This window comes from Rhizobium sp. 01T417 (assembly GCF_056398905.1).
Genome location: NZ_JBFTQH010000107.1, coordinates 1 through 1,973, shown reverse-complemented (window position 1 = coordinate 1,973; position 1,973 = coordinate 1). Strand labels below are relative to the sequence as shown.

Sequence of the window (1,973 nt, the reverse complement as noted above, 5' to 3'; positions counted from 1 at the left end):
CCTCGAGACTGTGCGTCAGCCTCGTTCGAATGTAGTCGCTCTTGGCAAGCGGAAAAACTTGGGTCTTGTCCTGAAGCCGGCGAAAGGCAGAGGAGAAGATGATTCGATCGTAATCCCTTGTGAACTCTGTTCGTGGCAGCGGCTCGCTGCCTGCAGCTTCCGGCTCTCTCCCCAGGCGCTTAACTGATAAAAGTTTTGACCACTCCATGCTTTTCCTCCACTCAAGACCACTCCGCCCGCCTCTTCCCTTGATCTTCGGCTGCTGGGGCCGGAGCAAAGTTCACGCAAGCCGATAGTTGAGTTCTTCTTATGTGTTTGCCTGCTTGTTGCATCCCTAGCACTGCCCACGGGCCACGTTTCCGTTTAACGAAACTTCCCCCACGCGAAAAATCGATCGGTATTCCTGAGTGTTTTACCTGTTCACCTGAAATGAAATAAACGTTTCACTGCTGGCATAGATGCAACGATGATGGTCAATTGATTCCCATGGTAGCTCGCATGCTTATCGCTGTGCTCCCTCCGAATGGGGGGCGCGTAATTCGCAGATACCTCTTCCTCTATGTCAGTCCGCGCGTCGTGAATCGTGATGTCACCGAGAAACTTGCCGGTAGGGACGGCGCCCCATTCTGGATTCCTGCTGTTACGACCAACGCAAAAATCATCTCTGCCGCCGCCGAGCGGTATCTAAAGTCTGGGTAGAGAAGGCCTCGCAGAGAATCGCAACATTGATGGTGCAGTTTTGTCGACGGCATTTTGGACCTCGCCAAACCGGAATCTAGCGTCTTACTATTGTCTCCTGAGAAAGCAACCCTTGGCCATTGCGACTATGCCCCGGCAGAGTTTTACCTTGGAGTGTCGCACATCGGTCGAGGGCCGCTTGGTGCCTTCCCCCCTTCTTACCAACTGAACACGCCGAGGCCTCGCGCTCGATATAATGGCGAATCAAAGCAGAAACAACGGGACAACAATGCAATACTCTGGCTGGATTACCCAAGAACGGGCAGAACAAAGTACCCGAACATTCGCGGACGTCAACCAAGCGATAGAAAGTGACCGTGGGAGAATCATTTTCTCGAGCCCCTTTCGCCGACTGCAGAACAAGGCCCAGGTGTTCCCCCTCGAAGGAAATGCAGCGGTGCGTAGCCGGCTGACGCATTCACTGGAGGTTGCTCACGTTGGACGCTACGTCGCGCAAGAAGTGCTTTCCCGATTTGAGGAAGCCAACAAGCTTGGCGAGCTTGGCCTTTCTGACCGTCAATCCGCATTCATAACTCTGGTGGAAAACGCCTGCCTCTTACACGACATCGGCAACCCGCCCTTTGGACACTTCGGCGAAGCAGCCATTCGTACATGGTTCAAGACGGCTGGCCAAGGGGCCTTCGAAGCTGCCGTCGGTGAGTCAAGCGACACTACCTACCTTGACGGACCGTACCAGGATTTCCTCCGATTCGATGGCAATGCGCAGGGCTTCCGAATCGTAACAAGGCTACAAGGAGAGGATGGCACGACCGGCTTGAACCTCACGTACAGCCAGCTAGCCAGCTATCTGAAATATGTGCCGCTGCCGCAGGATGTCACCGACAAACCCAGAGTCTGCAAAAAACCGGGCTACTTCAATACGGAAGCGGACGTTGTGGCCAAAATTCGCACGTCATTCGCACTTGGAGAACGGCAGCGTTTTCCCATCGCGGCGCTGATGGAAGCGGCGGACGATATCGCGTACTGCCTCAGCGACATAGAAGATGGCATCGAAAAGCGACTCATTACCTTTGATAGATTCATATCCGAAGTCGAAGCCAAAGCCGCTGACGAGGGGTTACCGGAGCAACAGAGGACGGAGTTGCAAGACCTCCTCAGCGCTAAGGAGGATGCGCGCACGTCGAAATTTGTCCAAGTCCGGACCCGCATCTTCAACGAGGCCGTCCGCCATGTCGCAAGACGGTTCGTCGACCATCATGACGCAATCTGTGCCG

General features: G+C 54.6%; 1 protein-coding gene and 1 pseudogene. One reads left to right on the top strand and one right to left on the bottom strand.

From position 1 onward, the window contains the following. Positions 1-208, bottom strand: a pseudogene (locus tag AC1DPR_RS31705) (dGTP triphosphohydrolase); the annotation flags it as partial. 759 nt (positions 209-967) lie between these two features. Between AC1DPR_RS31705 and dgt the strand changes: the two are divergent. Then, the coding region (gene dgt / locus AC1DPR_RS31700; RefSeq protein WP_477817989.1) for a dGTP triphosphohydrolase at positions 968-1,973 on the top strand (1,006 nt) is incomplete at its 3' end.